The 15,589-nt window shown below is 65.6% G+C and carries 18 protein-coding genes and 1 tRNA gene; 8 read left to right on the forward strand and 11 right to left on the reverse strand.

All coding sequences use genetic code 11. The features are described 5' to 3' along the window. Positions 1-54: 54 nt before the first annotated feature. Genes EII34_RS00575 through fepB form a run of 4 tightly spaced genes read right to left on the reverse strand, consistent with a single transcriptional unit; the run spans position 55 to position 3,963 of the window. Positions 55-876, reverse strand: a complete 822-nt coding sequence (locus EII34_RS00575) for an ABC transporter ATP-binding protein (RefSeq protein WP_124841721.1) — start codon at positions 874-876, stop codon at positions 55-57. A 24-nt stretch (positions 877-900) separates the two neighbouring features. Continuing rightward, positions 901-1,944: a FecCD family ABC transporter permease gene (locus EII34_RS00580; protein WP_221620150.1), complete on the reverse strand. Its 1,044-nt coding sequence runs from the start codon at positions 1,942-1,944 to the stop codon at positions 901-903. After that, the gene (locus EII34_RS00585) at positions 1,941-2,969 is read right to left on the reverse strand and encodes a FecCD family ABC transporter permease (protein ID WP_221620152.1); all 1,029 of its coding nucleotides are present in this window, start codon (positions 2,967-2,969) and stop codon (positions 1,941-1,943) included. Before EII34_RS00585 ends, EII34_RS00580 begins: the two co-directional genes overlap by 4 nt. Then, positions 2,950-3,963, reverse strand: a complete 1,014-nt coding sequence (gene fepB / locus EII34_RS00590; RefSeq protein ID WP_124841723.1) for a Fe2+-enterobactin ABC transporter substrate-binding protein — start codon at positions 3,961-3,963, stop codon at positions 2,950-2,952. Before fepB ends, EII34_RS00585 begins: the two co-directional genes overlap by 20 nt. Positions 3,964-4,094: 131 nt before the next feature. Between fepB and EII34_RS00595 the strand changes: the two genes are divergently transcribed. Beyond that, positions 4,095-5,300 (forward strand): enterochelin esterase domain-containing protein, encoded by a 1,206-nt coding sequence (locus EII34_RS00595; protein ID WP_185711099.1) that lies wholly within the window; start codon positions 4,095-4,097, stop codon positions 5,298-5,300. 111 nt (positions 5,301-5,411) lie between these two features. Here EII34_RS00595 and EII34_RS00600 read toward each other — a convergent pair whose 3' ends face one another. The 5 genes from EII34_RS00600 to EII34_RS00620 all read right to left on the reverse strand — a co-directional run bounded on the left by EII34_RS00600 (position 5,412) and on the right by EII34_RS00620 (position 7,783). Next, on the reverse strand, positions 5,412-5,762 hold the full coding sequence (locus tag EII34_RS00600) for an Asp23/Gls24 family envelope stress response protein (RefSeq protein ID WP_124841727.1): 351 nt from the start codon (positions 5,760-5,762) through the stop codon (positions 5,412-5,414). Between the two features lie 32 nt (positions 5,763-5,794). Continuing rightward, positions 5,795-6,376 carry an Asp23/Gls24 family envelope stress response protein gene (locus EII34_RS00605; RefSeq protein WP_124841729.1) on the reverse strand — a complete coding sequence of 194 codons (582 nt, stop codon included), beginning with the start codon at positions 6,374-6,376 and terminating at the stop codon, positions 5,795-5,797. Then, positions 6,373-6,981 carry an RNA polymerase sigma factor gene (locus EII34_RS00610; RefSeq protein WP_221620153.1) on the reverse strand — a complete coding sequence of 203 codons (609 nt, stop codon included), beginning with the start codon at positions 6,979-6,981 and terminating at the stop codon, positions 6,373-6,375. Before EII34_RS00610 ends, EII34_RS00605 begins: the two co-directional genes overlap by 4 nt. Before the next feature lies 1 nt (position 6,982). Next, the gene (locus EII34_RS00615; protein WP_124841731.1) at positions 6,983-7,243 is read right to left on the reverse strand and encodes a GlsB/YeaQ/YmgE family stress response membrane protein; all 261 of its coding nucleotides are present in this window, start codon (positions 7,241-7,243) and stop codon (positions 6,983-6,985) included. 132 nt (positions 7,244-7,375) lie between these two features. After that, entirely contained in the window at positions 7,376-7,783 is a 408-nt protein-coding gene (locus EII34_RS00620; RefSeq protein ID WP_221620154.1) for an Asp23/Gls24 family envelope stress response protein, read from the reverse strand. Positions 7,784-7,937: 154 nt separating this feature from the next. Here EII34_RS00620 and EII34_RS00625 point away from each other — a divergent pair, with 154 nt between their 5' ends. From EII34_RS00625 to EII34_RS00645, 5 genes are all read left to right on the forward strand, one after another. Further along, positions 7,938-8,231 carry an antibiotic biosynthesis monooxygenase family protein gene (locus EII34_RS00625; RefSeq protein WP_124841735.1) on the forward strand — a complete coding sequence of 98 codons (294 nt, stop codon included), beginning with the start codon at positions 7,938-7,940 and terminating at the stop codon, positions 8,229-8,231. Positions 8,232-8,364: 133 nt separating this feature from the next. Next, positions 8,365-9,549 (forward strand): ABC transporter substrate-binding protein, encoded by a 1,185-nt coding sequence (locus EII34_RS00630; protein ID WP_124841737.1) that lies wholly within the window; start codon positions 8,365-8,367, stop codon positions 9,547-9,549. After that, complete coding sequence (locus EII34_RS00635; protein ID WP_260424994.1) at positions 9,546-10,607, forward strand: FecCD family ABC transporter permease; 1,062 nt, start codon at positions 9,546-9,548, stop codon at positions 10,605-10,607. Before EII34_RS00630 ends, EII34_RS00635 begins: the two co-directional genes overlap by 4 nt. A 10-nt stretch (positions 10,608-10,617) precedes the next feature. Then, positions 10,618-11,370, forward strand: a complete 753-nt coding sequence (locus tag EII34_RS00640) for an ABC transporter ATP-binding protein (protein ID WP_124841739.1) — start codon at positions 10,618-10,620, stop codon at positions 11,368-11,370. Between the two features lie 39 nt (positions 11,371-11,409). Next, positions 11,410-11,943: a TetR/AcrR family transcriptional regulator gene (locus EII34_RS00645; RefSeq protein WP_124841741.1), complete on the forward strand. Its 534-nt coding sequence runs from the start codon at positions 11,410-11,412 to the stop codon at positions 11,941-11,943. On the opposite strand, the gene EII34_RS00650 is transcribed toward EII34_RS00645, so the two are convergent. Beyond that, positions 11,937-13,439: an MFS transporter gene (locus EII34_RS00650; RefSeq protein WP_124841743.1), complete on the reverse strand. Its 1,503-nt coding sequence runs from the start codon at positions 13,437-13,439 to the stop codon at positions 11,937-11,939. The genes EII34_RS00645 and EII34_RS00650 overlap by 7 nt on opposite strands. A 79-nt stretch (positions 13,440-13,518) precedes the next feature. Here EII34_RS00650 and EII34_RS00655 point away from each other — a divergent pair, with 79 nt between their 5' ends. Both EII34_RS00655 and EII34_RS16725 read left to right on the forward strand, forming a co-directional pair. Further along, positions 13,519-14,199, forward strand: coding sequence for a class I SAM-dependent methyltransferase (locus tag EII34_RS00655; RefSeq protein ID WP_124841745.1), 681 nt, complete (start codon positions 13,519-13,521; stop codon positions 14,197-14,199). A 251-nt stretch (positions 14,200-14,450) separates the two neighbouring features. Continuing rightward, positions 14,451-15,551 (forward strand): recombinase family protein, encoded by a 1,101-nt coding sequence (locus tag EII34_RS16725; RefSeq protein WP_395858062.1) that lies wholly within the window; start codon positions 14,451-14,453, stop codon positions 15,549-15,551. Here EII34_RS16725 and EII34_RS00670 read toward each other — a convergent pair. Then, positions 15,508-15,584 (reverse strand) — tRNA-Met (locus tag EII34_RS00670). The two genes, EII34_RS16725 and EII34_RS00670, sit on opposite strands and share 44 nt — an antisense overlap. Positions 15,585-15,589: the final 5 nt, after the last annotated feature.

A 15,589-nucleotide genomic window follows, 5' to 3' on the forward strand; every position in this document is an offset into this window, starting at 1 on the left:
CTTCCTGCTCGACCCGGGAACGTGACCCATCACATATTAGTCACAAAATCTTTGTCAATATGTGGCGGGGTCGGGGAGTGGGCGCTCCCTGAGCGACTCGATCGGGATCACCATCGGCTGGCCGCCCACGGGGTCGTCGATCACCTTCGCCCGGATCCGGAACACATCTGCCAGGAGGGACTCGGTCAGCACCTCCCGCACCGGGCCGTCGGCCACGATCTCACCGGAGCTCATGACGATGAGGTGGTCCGCACAGCGGGCGGCCAGGGAGAGTTCGTGCAGCACCAGGACCATCGTGCGGCCCTCGTCGCGGTTGAGACGTCGGCACAGTTCCAGCACCTCCAGCTGGTTCGCGATGTCGAGGAAGGTGGTCGGTTCGTCCAGCAGCATCGTCGGTGGGTCCTGGGCCAGCAGCAAGGCGATCCAGACCCGCTGACGTTGACCTCCGGACAGCTCCTCCACGGGCCGGTCCACCAGGTCGAGCAGATCTGCTGCCTGAAGTGCCCTGTGGACGGCTGCCTCGTCAGCGATGGTCCACCGCTGCATCAGGTTCTGGTGCGGATGACGGCCTCGTGCCACGAGATCGCCGACGGTGATCCCGAACGGGGCGCGGGACTGCTGGGGGAGCAGTCCCAACCGCCGCGCGAACTCCTTGGCAGGGATCCGGGCGATGTTCTTGCCGTCGAGCAGCACCTCCCCGACGGCAGGGTTCAGCAGGCGTGACAGCGCCCGCAGCAAGGTCGATTTCCCACAGGCATTCGGTCCGACGATCACCGTCACCTGTGAGGCCGGTACCACCACCTCAAGATGCCGGGAGATCGTGCGTCCGGGGTAGCCAAGGGTCAGATCCACGCCATGGATGAGTTGGTTCGTCATGGGAATCTCCTTGTCAGACAATCGTCAAACCTGCCGTGTGCGGGTGAGGAGCCAGGCCAGGTACATCCCTCCGAGCAGTCCTGTGACCTGGCCGATGGGCAGGGTGACGGTGCCGGGCAACAGGGAGGTGATCAGCAACGCCCCGGTCAGGATCACCGCCCCCATCGCAGCAGCGCTGAACACGGGCAGTGAGGTGCTCCTGGTCAGGATGCGTGCGAGTTGGGGGGAGGCGAGGGCGATGAAGGCGATCGGTCCGATGGCACTGGTCGCGATCCCGGCCAGAAGCACCGCCAGCAGGATCAGCCAGCGGCGGGTCGGCTCGCCCCGGATCCCCAACTGCTGCGCCATGTCATCCCCCATCTCCAGCAGCGTGGCTCGGCGGGCCATCGACGCCACGAGCGGTAGCACGAGGAGGGTCACCACCAGAGTCGGTGAGGCCTGACCCCATTTCACGTCATCAAGGGAACCCGACAGCCAGACGTTGGCCGAGAAGGCGCGTTCGACATCGCCACGCACCATCATCAGGGCGTTGACCGAGGACAGCAGTGATCCGACCCCGAGACCGATCAACACGAGTCGGTGGCCACCCGTGACACCTCCCTTGAGGGACAGCAGGTAGATCACGGCGGAGGTGCCGAGCCCTCCCACCAGGGCACCGAGGGCCACCTGCAGCGGATCCGCCTGGAGGAGCACGATCTGACTGATGGCCCCGGTGGCGGCCCCTGTCGTCAGACCGATCACGTCAGGAGAGCCCAGCGCGTTGGCCGATATCGACTGGAAGACGGCTCCTGAGACCCCGAGCGCTGCTCCTGCGACCAGGGCCACCAGCACCCGGGGAAGTCGCATCTGATGCACCACCAGGTTGTGACGGGCGTTGGAGTGCTGCCCGAGCAGTGCAGACGGCAGGTCATCGAGGGGCACACTCACCGCTCCCATGGCCAAGGTCATCATCCCGAGCACGACAGCCGCGACGGCGAGCAGCACGGTGACCGTGACCAGGCGTGGCTGCACGATCAGGGAGAGCCAACGCCATCTCACCGGGCGTCCGGTCACCAGCTCCCGCTTCACAGTTGGGCCACTCTCCGGTGGCGAACCATGGCGATGAAGGTCGGGGCGCCGATCAGCGAGATCATGATGCCCACCCCGATCTCGGCATTCGGGATCACCGTGCGACCCGCGACATCTGCCAGCAGCACCAGGGCGGCGGCCAGCAGTGAGGTGGCAGGGATGAGGCGTCGATGGTTCAGGCCGACGACGAACCTTCCCAGGGCGGGAGCGGTCAGACCGACAAAGCCGATGGGGCCAGCCGCCACCGTCACGGCACCACACAGGATCACCACCACCAGGGCCGACAGTGACAGCACCACGGTCGGGTTCACCCCCAGGGAGCGGCTGAGGTCCTGTCCCAGTGCACTCGCGTCCAACGCACCGGACAAGGCCAGGGCCAGCGCCACTCCGATGACCACCGCGAGTGCGGTCGGGGCCAGGACATCGAAACCACGTCCCTCGAGGGAACCGACGGTCCAGGTACGAAACCGGCCGAACAGTTGGGGATCCATGTTGACCAGGATGATGCGGGTGGTTGCCAGGAGCACCACGTTGACCGCGGCCCCCGCCAGGACCAGACGCACGACCCCGGCACCATGACGCACCCCGCCGAGGGCGTGGACGGCTGCTCCTGTCACGGCAGCTCCCAGGAAACCGAAGGCCTGTGATGCCCCGAGGGAGCTGAAACCGAGGAAGGCGATCGAGACCGCGACGGCCAAGGTCACGCCGGCGTTGATGCCGAGCAGTCCTGGTTCGGCCAGTGGGTTGCGGGTCAGGGCCTGCATCACCACACCGGCCGAACCGAGCCCGGCCCCCACCAGGAGCGCGAGGAGGGTCCTCGGCACCCGGACCTCCCGGATGAGCAGGTGCTCCGTGACGCCGGGATCGAACCTGGCCAATGCCGCCCAGGCCTGGCCGAGCGAGATCTCGACGGTGCCCACCACGAGTGACACCGGCATCAGGACGATGATCAGGACCGCTGTGGCACCCAGCCAGCGTGACGGTCGACGCGCCGTCGCACGGGTCTCAGGAACTGAAGGTCTCACGCACCGTTTCCACGATCTGGGTTGCGGAGTAGTAGTCGATGCGGAACGAGTTCTTGCCCAGTCCGTGGACTTGTCCCTTGGTGACACTCGGCAGGTTCGCCAGGACGGGATCAGCTGCGAAGGCCTTGGCCCCCTCGTCGTCCTGGGCGAGGATGAACGTGGTCTCGGCCGTGAGGCGGGTCAGGTTCTCATAGGTCGCCCACACGAAGTCGTTTCGGAGAGTGTCCTGGGTGTGCCAACTGGGGTCAGGGTCCTCGATGGTGAACCCCAGTTCCGTCAGCAGCTGGGCGTGGGGTCCGGATGCCCGGGCGATGGGATTGGACTCGCCGGGGCCGTTGAAGGAGACGATGTTGGTCATGCCCTCTGGCACGGTGATCGCTGCCTTGACATCCGAGACCAACGTCTCGAACCTGGTGATGGTGGCCTCTGCCTCGGCCTTCATCCCCGTCGCCTCGGCGAGTTGCAGGGTCAGGTCCTGCCAGGTCTGGCCACCGTAGTCGACCAGAATGGTGGGTGCGATCGCCTGCAGGTCGGACAGGTTGTCCTTGGCCGAGTCCGCACCTGAGCTCGAGACGATGATGAGGTCAGGCTCAGCGGCGATGACCGCCTCCAGGTTCACCTCGCCTGCGGGGTACAGCGGTTCGAGTCCTTTCTCCTTGGCCACGGAGGCCCACTGGGGGAAGAACTTCCCTCCTGCTGCGCCGGCAGAGCCGACGACGGGGGCGTCGAAGGCGAGCAGGGAGCCGGTCACCGTGACAGAGGTGGAGACCACCCTCATCGGTTTGGTGGGGATCTCGGTCGTGGATCCGTCCGCATTGGTGAAGGTGAGCGGGAAGCTCGTGCTGTCCGATGTCCCAGGGGCGGGAGTGCTCGCAGCCTGTGACGCGGTGTTGTCGTTGGAGGGTTGTGGGGCGGAACCGCCACACCCGGCCAGGGCCAGTGTGGTCACCAGGGCTGCAGCTGCACATCTCAGCCAGGTGGGGACGAGATTCATTGTTCTCCTCGGAAGAAGTGGGGAGGGGGGACAGGGCGAAGCGGCCCTGGCCACGACGTCTGATGTCAGGAGAGGCTAACCTAATTTCCTGTGGAATGCCGTGGAGAGTCCACCGTGCGGAACGGAGAGCCATGTCCCGGGATCGACGACTCCTGGCCACACCGTTGGCCGATGGCGGGTACCCGTATGCGGCCAACCCGGTCTGGCAGGAGCGGCTGCGCGATGGCGACGTGTCTGCCGGACAACTCTGGGACCTCGCTGCACGGCTCCCGTTGCTCGGCAGACGGGAACCGATCGGCGGGGTCGACATGGTCGAGGTGGGTTTCCTGACCCAGGGGGGCGTGGGTCAGGAGGTGCTGCTCCACGTCAATTCCCTGACCGACAACGTTCGCCACTCCTTCGAGCCCTGGCTGATGGAGCCAGTGCCCCACACGCCGCTGCACACTCTTGACCTCTGGCTCCCGGCCGATGGCTGCTACTCCTACCGATTCGTCGCCATGCGTCACGTTCCCCGGGATGCCGGTGCCACGCCTGAGGGGTGGCGGGCAGTGCACGCGAACGGTCGTCCGGACCCCCGCAACCCGGAGCGCATCGTCGATCCCCTGGGCCAGTTCTCATCGGTGTGGCGCGGGCCGGATGCGATGAGCCCCACCGGGTCGGGTGCGGCGGTCGACTGGGAGGGGGACGTCGTGGACTGTCCTGACGGTGAGTCCCGTCCGGTGTGGTTCCGGCGGGGGAGCGAGGGCGACCGGTTGCCGCTTCTGGTGCTCTTCGACGGTGAACTGTGGCGCAGCCCGGGAGTGGTGGAACGGCTGGGAGAGCCTCGGCTCAAGGCGATGGATGTCGTACTGATCGATGCGAGGAGTCCCCGGGACAGGTGGCGAGACCTCACGTCACGGGGATGGGGCGATCAGGTGCGTGTGGTGCTGGAACAGGTGCTGCCACACCTGCGGCGTGCCACGGACGACCCTGAACAGGTGATCCTCGCCGGACAGTCGTTGGGTGGCCTCGCCGCGGCGCGACTGGCACTCGGGCCCGATCGGGTGGCGGATCGTGCACTGTGCCAGTCTGGATCGTTCTGGTGGCGTGACGGGGCGAAGGATCCGGGGCGACCGGGAAGGCTCATCGAGGAGCTCGTCGACATCGAGGCGAGTGGCAGCCAGTTCGTCGTCCAGGTTGGGATCGATGAACAGGAGATGGTGGAACGTTCACGTGAGTTCACTGCAGCCGCCCGGGCTGCCGGAGCGCAGGTGCGGCACCACGAATGGCGAGGCGGCCACGACTACGCCTGGTGGCGCGAGGGCCTGGTCTCGGGAGTCACCGATCTCCTGGGGTGAGGGAGCACGGGCAGGGGTAGGTGCGCCTCACGGCACGAGGCGTCGGGGTTCCCCTGCAGGGGAACCTCCGCGTCCTGATCATCGGGCGTGCCCGTTCAATCCGTGGGTGGCTCAGTGCGATGGAGCAGCTGGTCGTGTCGTCGCGATCTGCGCGATGGTGACCTTCACCTCGGGCTCGGGCAGGTCGCGTTCCCGACAGGCCGCGGTCAAGGTCTCGACGAGGTGTTGGGCGACGTCCCCGGCCCGGTGAGCTGCCTCGACGGCGCACGAGACCTCGATGGTGCAGCTGTCGTCCGTGAACTGAACCTTCAAGGCGGAGGCGCCGGAGCCCATGCCCAGCATCCGGGCCCCCTCGGCCAGGGCGGCACGGATGGGAGAGCCCGCCAGATAGAGCTGGCGCACGCCCGGAACCATCCGGGCGATGTCCTCCAACTCAGCTGTCAGGGCGGCTGCGTCCGTCACCTGGGTACCTCCCTCGTGTCGCTTCCGTGAAGTCAATCGGTGTGCACGTCCGTCACAACGATATCCACGGCCGCCACGTGAAGGTCGGTGTGTGTGCCGACATCGCTCAGTATCTCGGTCCGCAACTGCTCCGCCATCTCAGGGATGGAACGCTTGAGTGGCATGCACACCTCGATCACCACGGTGACGGGTGCACCGAGGGTCTCCACGTCCCCGTCAAGCCGACAACGCCCGATGATCACTCCGTCAAGCTTCTCCTCGACCTGACGGACCAGGCCGCGAACGGCACCTTCCGTGATGCCGAGGTCGTGTGGTGTGGGCACGTCGTAGGGGATGCGTCGACCAGCGCGGGCGTCGAGGGCGATACCGCTGAGGATCCAGTCAACCCAGGAGTCGTCGGCTGCCTCGAGGGCCTCGTCCTCCCGGATCATCTCCGCGGTGAGCCGGTTCAGACGTTCCAAGGACTCGAGGGCGAGCTGGCACCCCGGGGACTGCTCAATCGACTCGATCCGGGGATTCCTGCCCGATTCGAGGTAGGTACCCAATTCCTCCAGGGTGTGGCCATCGAGGTCATCCGGTGCGAAGGTGTGCTGTGTGTCAGGTCGGTCGGTCATTGCCACACCTCCATGCGCGCCATGATGCTCTTCCGGGCACGGGCAAGCAGTCCCCGCACGGTGGACTCGGGAAGCTCCAGGGCCTCGGCGATCTCGCGGTAGCTCATCTGTTCCGCCTCTCGGAGGACCCAGCAACGACGTTGGGCCTCCGGTAGCTGTGCCAGGGCGGCGCGTAGTGCTGCCACCGTCGCCTTGGCCTGGGTGATGTGGGATGGGGAGTCGGACTCTGCGGTCGGCACGTCCAACTCGGTGGCGTCGTCGGTGTGTCGATGGGCACGCACCCGGTCGATGGCGCGGTGGCTGGTGATGCGCATCAGCCATGCCTTCACCCTGCGGGGATCGTCGAGCTGATCCAGCTTGTTCCAGGCAGTGATGAAAGCCTCCTGCACCACGTCGTCCACATCTGAGCTGGAGCCGAGGATGCGTCGCGCCGTGGCCCGCATCATCGGGCCGTAACGGCGAACCAGGACCGCGAAAGCAGTGACGTCCCCGTCGGCAGCGCGCCCGGCGACGATCCTGTCGTCAGACGTCGCCAGCAGGACATCATGAGGGCTGCGACCCTCGGGAAGAGGATCGCAGCCCGTTTCACGTGTGTCGTCGGTCAACTCACGCCTTGCGTCCAACGATGTAGCCGTAGATCGCCAGGACGATCAGGGAGCCGCCGATGGCGAGCGCCCAGCTCGACAGCGAGAAGAACTCGTCGATCTTCGCGTTGAACAGCAGGCTGCCGAGCCAGCCACCGACCATTGCGCCGATGACGCCGAGCACCAGGGTGGCGACCCAGCCACCGCCCTGCTCGCCGGGCATGATCACCTTCGCGATCGCCCCAGCGATCAGACCAAGCAGCAAGAAGCTCAAGAATCCCATGAGGGTCAACCTTTCGTGTGGTGCCACCAAGATGTGGCGGCGTTCACTGATGAGACGAGGACGGGTGCGGATTCGTCACACGTTTCCTCGAACTTTTTTCCACGATCTTGTCCGGCTGGGTCAGGGACACGGTCATTCGACCTCTTCCTCCGGAGTCTCGGTGTCGTCGGAAGGGGCGTGGACATCCTTCACGGTGACGTTGACCTCGGCCACCTGCTTGCCGACGATGTCCTCGATGGCCCGGGTGACAGCGGTCCGCACCCCGTCGGCGACCTCCTGCAGTGGAACGGGGTAGGCGGCGACGAGAGTGACGTCGATGCTCACCTGATCCTCGTCGATGGTGACCTTGATGCCCTGAGTCTGGGCCTGATCGGTTCCGGTCACGGCTTCACGGATGGCCCCCAGGGCTCGGGCCACGCCTCCGCCGAGCGCGTGGACACCGTGGGTCTCGCGGGCCGCGATGGCTGCGACCTTCGCGATCACGCCGTCCTCGATGGTGGTCGTGCCGTGCCCGGTAGCGGGGGTCTGTGCTGTTGACATGGGTCCTCCTTGCATCGTCGTGGCGCCGGGATGCCCGGCCTCACTGGGGGGACGGGCCCGAGGTCGACTCTGTCACACGGTGGAACATCTTGAAACGGACCCCATCTTAGGGTTACCTGTGTCGAAGACCAGATCACTGCGCGAAGGAGCAGTCATGACCTATGTCAACATCACCGCACTGACCTTTCCCGAGGGAGCGGAGGAGGAGATCGAGCGTCGTTTCGCCGCTCGCAAGCGCTCGGTGGACCAGTCCCCGGGTTTCCAGTCCTTCGAGCTGCTTCGTCCCGTGGTGGGGGAGAGTCGCTACTTCGTGGTCACCCGTTGGGAGTCCCAGGATGCCTACCAGCACTGGGCGGACAATCGGGTGGCCGGCTCCCATGCCGAGGACGAGCGCCGTGGCATGAGCATCGAGGTGCTCGGTTTCCAGGTGGTCCAGCACGACGAGTGATCCGAGCCGGCCCCGCCCTGACTCATTTTCGCAAAGTTAAATTTGCTTAAATGGGTCAGGGGAGCCTAGGTTGTAACCCGACATCCGGGTGGGTCGGTCTGTCCGACCCCGACCACACAGGCAGGAGCCAGAAGTGAAACGCAGGATCTTTCTTGGAGCAGTCAGCCTCACCGCACTCGCCGCATGCAGTGGCGGCACCCACCAGGAGTCCACCGGATCAGGTTCTCCCACGCCGGGGAGCTCCGCCGGTGCCGGTGCACTGACCTTCACCGACGTCGCCGGACGCACCGTGACCCTCGAGGCGGCTCCGTCCCGCATCGTGCTGGGTGAGTCGAGACACGCCTATTCACTGCTCTTCCTGCAGCGCGACAACCTGCTGGACAAGGTGGTGGCCTGGGGTTCCGACCTGCAGAAGGCGGCGCCGGATGTCTACCAGCGCCTTGAGAAGGTCAAGCCAGAGGTGGCCGATCTCCCGGTCATCGGAAGCGTCTCGAAGGGTGATCTCAGCGTGGAGACGCTGCTGGAGCACAAGCCCGACCTGTTCCTGATGACCCTGGACCAGTACGAATCCGCCCAGCAGGAGGGCTTCGACGCCAAGCTGGACACCGCGGGCATCCCTTACGCCGTGACGGACTTCAGACGCAAACCGGTGGACAACACCCACACCAGCGTCGAACTGCTCGGCACGATCTTCGGGGTCTCGGAGAAGGCCACCGAGTTCCTCACGTATTACGACTCCCTGGTCAAGCCGGTCACCGCTGCTGCGGCGGCGCGGGCCGAGGGCGAGCGCCCGGTGGCCTTCGTCTGGCGTTCGGCGGGGATCTCGGAACCGGGGCGCACCTTCGGGGACAACAACTTCGGGCAGATCGTCGCGGCCAGTGGCGGGGTGAACCTGGGAACCACCCTCCTGGCGGGGCAGGACGGCACCATCACGACTGAGCAACTGATCGCCTCCCAGCCTGCTCTCATCATCGCCACGGGGGGCGACTGGGAACAGCAGCAGCCGAGTGACAAGGCCAGCACCGGCTACGTCAAGCTGGGCTACAACGCGACACCGGAGCAGACCGACCAGACCCTGGCCCAACTCGTCAACGAGACCGGCTACGGCGAGCTCAAGGCATTCGCCGACAAGCAGGTCTTCGGCATCTACCACCAGTTCTACGACGCTCCGTTCAACTTCCTCGCCTATCTGGCCTTCGCCGAGTGGCAGGGACTCCAGGTCGAGGGGCAGCCGGGCGTCGATCAGGTGTGGCGTGAGTTCCACACCAGGTTCATGCCGTTCGAGGCCGAGGGCGTCTTCGCCGCGAAGCTGTCGTGAGCGGGGACGACCAGCCTGACGAGCTGCGTCAGCACCATCGGATCAGGAGACGTCGCATCCTGATCCTGCTGGGTCTGTCGCTGCTTCTCGTGCTCATGTACGTCGTCGCCATGCTCGTGGGACCCATGAACGTGCGTGCCGAGGACATCGTCCGCGTCCACCTGGGCCTGGAGATTCCCTCACAGACCCGGGTCATCGTGTTCGACCTGAGGACCCCGCCTGCCCTGATGGCCGTGCTGGTGGGGGCAGCACTCGGTCTGGCGGGTGCCCAGATGCAGACCATCCTTGACAATCCCCTGGCGGAGCCCTTCACCCTTGGTGTTTCGGCTGCGGCAGGATGTGGGGCAGCCGTCGTCATCGCGACGGGGGTGACGATCCCGTTCGCGCCCTCGGCGTCCGTGGCGCTGGGTGCGGCTGGTTTCGCGCTGATCGCCAGCCTGGTGATCGCCGGGGTCTCCCGGGCCCGCCGCTCGGGTCGGGAGACCATCATCCTGTTGGGCATCGCGCTGGTCTTCGGCTTCCAGGCGGTGTTGATGTTGCTGCAGTACGGCGCCACGACGGAGTCGTTGCAGAGGATGGTGTTCTGGACCTTGGGGTCGTTGATGCGTGCGAACTGGGTCTCCATCCTGACAGTGTTGGGTGCCTTGGTCGTCATCACGCCGATGTTCGTGGTGAACCAGGCCAAACTGACCGCACTGACCCTCGGTGAGTCACGGGCCAGGGCCATGGGGATCAAGGTTGACGACGTGCGGATGTGGTCCCTGCTCGGGGCCTCCTTGCTGGCTGCCGTGTCGGTGAGTGCCGTCGGGATCATCGGCTTCATCGGACTGGTCGGCCCCCACGTCGCGCGGATGCTGGTGGGGGAGGACCAGAGGTTGTTCGTACCGACGGCCATGACCTGCGGTGCACTGGTGCTGTGCACGGCCCACGCCGTCGCCCAGGTCGTGCTGCCGGGAGTGGTGCTGCCCGTCGGGATCCTCACCGCCATGGTGGGGGTGCCCATCTTCGTCCTGATCATCATGAGTCGGCGTCGCACCACGTCGGCCATCGCCACGTGAGGTCGGAGTCGTGCTGGAACTCAAGGGACTGGGTGTGAGCTATGGCGCGCACAGGGTCATCGAAGGGTTGGACCTGTGTCTCGAGGAGGGGCGTGTGGTGGGGCTGCTCGGTCCCAACGGATGTGGTAAGTCCTCCCTGATCCGCTCGATCGCGGGTGCCCAACGTCACGATGGTGTGGTCTCCTACCGAGGGCTCGTGGGGCAGGGACTCCGTGATCTCATCGGATACATGCCCCAGGAGATACCCGGCCACGTGGTGCTGACCGCGCTGGAAGCGGTGCTGGTGGCGGCACGACGCGGTGGTTCGGTCTGGCGCGTCCGACGAAAAGAGGTTGAGCATGCCTACCAGGCTCTGGCCAGTCTCGGGGTCGGCCGACTCGCCAACACCTACCTCGGTGAGTGCTCAGGAGGTCAACGTCAGTTGATCTCCTTGGCCCAGACCTTGGTCGGGGACCCCTCCCTGGTGCTGCTCGACGAACCGACGAGCGCGCTGGACCTGAAGCATCAGGTTCGGGTGCTGGCCCGTGTGCGTGAGCATGTCATGGATGCCGCCCGTCATCGGTTGGCGCTGGTGGCACTGCACGACATCAATCTGGGGGTTCGGTTCTGCGATGAGCTGGTGCTGATGACGGACGGAGCCGTGATGGTCCAGGGAACGGTTGACCAGGTCTGCACTGGTGAGCACCTCAGCCGTGTCTACGACACCGAGGTGGTGGTCAGGGTCGGCGATGACGGCGTGCGGTACGCCGTCGCGCTCGGCTGACCCACGTGAGCGGCCTGCACGGGCGGTACGGTTGATGGCATGGCCCGAGCGAGCAACAGGACGCAGCTGCTGGAGGCCGCCATCCGGGTGGCGGAACGGGAGGGGTTGCCAGCGGTGACCCTCGAGTCCGTCGCCACAGAGGCAGGGCTCACCAAGGGGGGGCTGCTGTACCATTTCCCGACCCGTCGTGCCCTGCTGGTCGGGGTGTACACCCACCTGGCCGAGCTCTGGCATGCCGACATGGTGGCCGAGCTCGGCTCGCAGCCCGAGGATGCCGATCCCGGAGAACGGTTGCGTGCCTACATCCGGGTCTCGTCGCAGGCGATGAGCAAGGCGGAGTTGGTCTACCTGGCCGATGCCGGCGACGATCCGGACCTCACGGAGGACTGGAAACGGGTCTCTGACCGATGGATCCTCCCGATCGAGGAGGCAGCCGCCACGCACCCCGGGGTGGCGGTTGCCTGCCTTGCCGCCGATGGTCTGTGGGTCCATGACGCCTTGTCGGGTCGACAGCTGCCGCAGGAGGTGCGTGACCGGTTGGTGGCCCGGATCCTCGCACTGCTGGATCAGTGATCGTTGCTCTCGTAACGGCTGGCCTGGCTGCCGACCCCGTAGTTGCGCAACGCCAGGGTCGTCCAAGCGGTGGCCGCGGCCAGCACGACGGTGATGACGAGCAGCACCGCGAAATGAGCGCTGGTGAAGGCAGCGGATGCCGCATCGATGATCGTCGGATCCCCGGTGGCCTGCGCCTTGGCGATGCTCTCACCGGCTGAGGCAGGTGCCCCGTCGGGGAGCTGGATGCGGGCGGAGTAGAGCAGGCTCAGCAGACTTCCCAGCAGGGCGATGGCGATGAGGCCACCGAACTCGTAGGAGACCTCCTCCACCGAGGAGGCCATGCCGGCGCGGGAGGGTGGAGCGTTGCCGACGATGGCGGTGGATGCCACCGACATGGTGGCGCCCAGCCCTGCACCTGCGATCACCAGGCCGACCACAAGCAGCCATATGGAGCTCTGGGCGCCGAGGAGGGCGCAGAGCATGCCGAGCGTGGCGAGTCCGAAACCGCCACCGATGATGATCCGCAACCCCAGGAGGTGGAGGAAGGCGCCACTGAGCAGGCTGGTGGGCAGGGAACCGAGGGCAACCGCCGTCACCACGAGTCCTGCCTGCAGTGGGCTGTACCCCTCCACCAGCTGGAAGCGTTGGGTGGTGGACATCTCCACGCCACCGATGCCGAACATGGAGATGGCGGCGGTGACCACACCGGTCGTGAAGGCCGGATTGTTGAAGACGGTGAAGTCCAGCAGGGGATCGGTCAGGTGCTGCTGTCGCCTCACGAAGAAAAGTCCGGTGACGATCGCCAGGATGACGCTGGGCACGGCGATCTCCCACCGTGGTGGGAGGTGGGCGATCTCCTTGATGGTGAGAACGGTTCCGGTGAGTGTCGTCAGGGCCAGGAGCGAGGAGAGCCAGTCCCAGTGTTTCGAGGTGTCCACCGGGCTCGCCGCTGCGACCACAGGGGTGGCGATGAGAGCGACGAGGACCACGGGAATGTTGATGAGGAAGACCGAACCCCACCAGAGGTGCTCCAGCAGCAAGCCACCCATGATGGGCCCACCTGCCATGCCGATGATCGCGACACTGCCCCACACTCCGATGGCCAGATTGCGCTCACGTACGTCATCGAAGGTCACCCGGATCAGGGCCAGGGTGGCGGGCATCATGCAGGCGGCACCCACGGCCAGCAGAGCCCGGGCTGCGATGAGGGAGAGCGGGGTGGTGGAGAAGGCAGCCCAGGTGGAGGCGATGCCGAAGACCACCAGGCCGATCAGGAACAGGCGACGGTGTCCGAGTCTGTCCCCCAGGGTGCCGGTGCCGAGCAGCAGCCCCGCCATCACCAGTGGGTAGGCGTTGATGATCCACAGTCCTTCGGAGGGCGATGCCCCGAGCTCGGCGGTGAGGGTCGGCAGTGCAGTGTAGAGGATGGAGTTGTCCATGGCGATCATCAGCAGGCCGAAGCTGACGGTCGCCAGCAGCATCCAGCGCCGCAGGGGGGTGTTGTGTCGGACCATGCCCACACTGTACCAGTTGGTAAAGTTTGGTTCCCTTTTCCGTTCTCTGCGGCAGAATGGAGAAAACTGAGGAGGAGTGATGGGAATGGAAGCCGAGGAGGTGGCCGCCCAGCTGAGGTGTCCCCACGGTGAGATCGGGAAACAGTTCGGACAGGTGATGAACCTGAGGAACCTGACGATGATCGTCGAAGCGTTGGCGCAGCTTGACATCCATGACGGGTCCCGGGTGCTGGAGGTGGGGTGCGGCAACGGTGGGCTGCTCGGTCACATCCTGTCGTTGGCGAAGGGGGTGCGCTACGCGGGGGTGGAGATCTCCGCTGACATGGTCGAGGCGGCGCAGGCCTTCAATGCGCCCTTCCTGGCCGCAGGGCTTGCCGAGTACGTGCTGTTGGAGGATGCGACGGAGGGGTTGCCCTTCCCGGAGGACAGTTTTGACCGAGCCCTCAGCGTCAACACGGTCTACTTCCAGGAGGATCTGGGGTGCTGGTTGGGGGAGATGAGACGGGTGCTGGTGCCGTCGGGCAGGCTGTGCCTGACCTTTGCCGAGCGCGCGTTCATGCGGTCCCTCGCCTTCACCCGAGACGGTTTCCATCTGGTTGACGGTGATGAGGTGGTCTCAGTGGCGGGTGCGCAGGGGTGGACACTGTTGCGACGGGTTGACCGGCAGGATCTCGCGGTCTCCAAGGATGGGGAACTCGTGGAGCGGCCCTTCGTCCATCTGGTTCTCGAGAAGGGCGATGAGAGGATCCCGCCCAACTGAGGCCAGAGGGATCCTGGTGGTAGGCCGTGACGGACGACGGTCGAGCAAAGGCACTGAGAACGAAAAATGACCTCAAGAGCATGAGGTCAATTGTTCGAACGAGATCTTCCTGGTCGGCATCGCGCACTGCCGTCAGAACAACAGATCACGCCCGGTTCCGCCGACGCTGACTGCGTCGACGGGAGCTGGGGTATCTCAATGTCCGTAAGGATTTTGATGGGCGGTTGGTGAACACTGTTGATGTGGATCCGGTGCGGGCTCCGTTGATTCGGTGGGCGTTTGAGCAGTACGCCACGGGGGAATACAGCTTGGCGGGGTTGACGTTGGAGTTGGAGCGGCAGGGTTTGACGACGCGTCGTACCGCTCGCTGGGTGGAGCGGCCGCTGTCTCGGAGTCAGTTGGCGTTGATCTTGCGGGATCCGTATTACATCGGGAAGGTGGTGTTCAAGGGGGAGGTGTTTCCTGGGCGTCATGTGCCGTTGGTCTCGGCGGAGTTGTTCGAGCGGGTGCAGCGGGTGTTGGATGTTCGGCGGCGTCGGACGCATCGGGATCAGCGGCACTGTCATTTTCTGCGGGGGTTGATGCAGTGTGGTCGGTGTCGGGCGGCTGGTCGGGAGAGTCAGTTGGTGTACTCCCAGCCGGTCAATCATGCGGGTCGGGCGTATGAGTACTACTCGTGTATCAATCGTATGGATGTGGGCTGCGGGTTGCCGCATCTACGGGTGAGCGATGTGGAGGACGCGTTGGTGCGGGAGGTGGCTGGGTTGCGGCTTGCTCCCGGGGTGGTGGCGCGGTTGCGGCAGGAGGTGACGGGGAGTTTGGAGGCGCGGCAGGCGGTGGAGCGGGAGGCCAGGCAGCGGCTGCGGAAGGAGTTGACGAAGCTGGATGCGCGGGAGGAGCGACTGCTGGATCTGGCTTCGGATGCGGAGTTGGGGACGACGCAGCTACGCAAACGGCTGCGGGAGGTGCAGGTGCGTCGGGCGGTGGTGGTGCAGCGGTTGGAGGTCTCGGATGAGCAGCTGCGGCGAGAGACCGAGGGCGTGGTGGCGTATCTGGATCTGTTGGGGGAGCCGGAGCGGTTCTACACCGCTGCGGTGCCCGCGGTGAGGCGGAAGTTGTTGGGGGCGTTCTTCTCCGGGATCTGGCTTGATGATGGCGGTGAGGGTCCGTCGGTGCTGGTGGAGGAGCAGGATGTGGTGGCGCGGATCCGTGGAGGGTGCGAAAAAGGCGCCGGGCGGGTGCCCGACGCCTTCTGCGTCGTTCCTTCCGGTCAAGACCTGAAGGTCGATTGTTCGAACGAGTCGAACGTGGTAGCGGGGACAGGATTTGAACCTGTGACCTCCGGGTTATGAGCCCGGCGAGCTACCGAACTGCTCCACCCCGCGTTGCT

The sequence above is a fragment of the Arachnia propionica genome, from assembly GCF_003859805.1.
Lineage (GTDB): Bacteria > Actinomycetota > Actinomycetes > Propionibacteriales > Propionibacteriaceae > Arachnia > Arachnia propionica_C.